The organism is Streptomyces sp. NPDC002698, assembly GCF_042888945.1.
Classification (GTDB): Bacteria; Actinomycetota; Actinomycetes; order Streptomycetales; family Streptomycetaceae; genus Streptomyces.
On record NZ_JBIAQM010000086.1, the window covers coordinates 1 to 1,696 of the forward strand.

The following is a 1,696-nucleotide window of genomic DNA, read 5'->3' on the forward strand; positions in this document are numbered from 1 at the left end:
TAAGGGTGTGCAGATCTTTAACTCGTCTTTTTGACCTTGGTCTGGGTGGGGTCGGGAGCAAGGAACATCACGACATCGGCTGGTGTGCGGAAGCGGGCGGTTGAGGCACTGATGTGGTGGCTGTGTGCTTCGAGCAGTGGGCGAACTTCCTGACTTGCTCGGCAGATGGTCACGGCGGTGACACCGAAGAGTTGGCCGAGGAGGTTCATGGTGGCGAGTTTGCGCAGGTGGAGCACGGTGGCCAGGATCCGGTCGGCCGGGGTGAGCTTGGCTTTGGCGCCGGTGCCGGGGGCGACCAGGCGTTCGTGGCCGCGGCGTGTGCGGAGCACTTGCTCGCGTTGATCCTCCAGCGCGGGAGTCAGGGCGTCGATGAGCTCGCTGAGCTGTTGGCGGGTCATCCCGGTCAGTTCTGGGTCCTGCAGCGAACGACGCGTGAGGTGGGGCGGACTGCTCGCCGAAGCCTGGTCCGAGGTGCTGTCGGTCATCGCCGCGTCTATCGGATGCTGGGGGTGGAGGGTGTAGTTCCAGTCGCCGTGGAAGCGGTGGCGCGTGATCGGAAGGGCGGCGATCTCGCCGTTGCTGACCTGGATGCCGGTGGGGTAGCAGTTGGTGTCGAGTTCGGCGTGCACGGTCAGACCGCTTTTGGTGGTGGTCGCCGCGATGCTCTGGACGATGACTTCGTGGCTGGTCAGGGGCCTGCCTCGCCAGTTCATGGTGATGTGGGAGAACAGCCGGTGCTCGATCCGGTTCCACTTCGATGTGCCGGGAGGCAGGTGGCAGACGGTGATGGTCAGGCCGGACTCGGCGGCGAACTGGGCGAGTTCGGTCTTCCAGGTGCGGGTGCGATAGCCGTTGGAGCCGCCCGCGTCGGCGGTGATCAGCAGCCGGCCGGCCGTGGGATAGGCGGCCCGCCCGGCTCCGTTCCACCAGCGGCGGATGGATTCGACGGCGAACGCGGCGGTGTCGTGGTCGGTGCCCACGTTGACCCAGCCGGTGTTCGCGGCGACGTCGTAGATGCCGTAGGGCACGGCCCTGCCCAGCTCGCGGTCGGGGAAGTCGTGGGTGTCGACCCGTACCGGTTCGCCTCTGGGCTCCCATTCACGGCCGTTGTTCTTGAAGAGGCCGACCAATTCCTTCTTCTTCGTGTCCACACTGATCACCGGAGCCCCGCCGTCCTGGTGGCCGCGGACCTGTTCGTTGAGGTAGCGGAACTGTGCGTCCCGGTCGGGATGTTGCCGGCCTTCCAGGGTCTTGGCGTTGCTCTGCAGGCTGAAGCCCTCCTCGCGCAGGAGGTCGCCCACCGTATCCGCGCAGATCCGGTGGCCCTGCCGGGTCAGTTCCTCGGCGAGCTTGCGGGTGGATTTGGTGGTCCAGCGCAGCGGCGACATGGGGTCTCCGCGGACATCGGGCTCGACCAGTGTGAGAAGCGCCTTGCGGACGGCCGGGTTCAGGTCGGCGACGCGTTTGCGGCCGGCGCCGGGTCGACGGATGCGTCCCAACAGGGCTTCTCCGGAGGCGAGTTCGCGTATTCCGGCAGACACCCTGGCCTCACGGACGCCGGCGGCACGGGCGACCGCTCTGATCCCGCCGTGGCCGAGAGACTGAGCCTCCGCTCCTATCAGCAGACGACGCTGCCGCTCGTCGAGGTGCGGCAGTATTGCCTCGAACTTGGCTGCCAGCACGGCCCGTTGCTCTT

General features: G+C 66.9%; 1 protein-coding gene. It reads right to left on the reverse strand.

Features of this window, described 5'->3' with window-relative positions; translation table 11 throughout:
• Window positions 1–17: 17 nt before the first annotated feature.
• Window positions 18–1,679, reverse strand: coding sequence for an ISAzo13 family transposase (locus ACFYW9_RS41380; RefSeq protein ID WP_389160361.1), 1,662 nt, complete (start codon window positions 1,677–1,679; stop codon window positions 18–20).
• Window positions 1,680–1,696 lie beyond the last annotated feature (17 nt).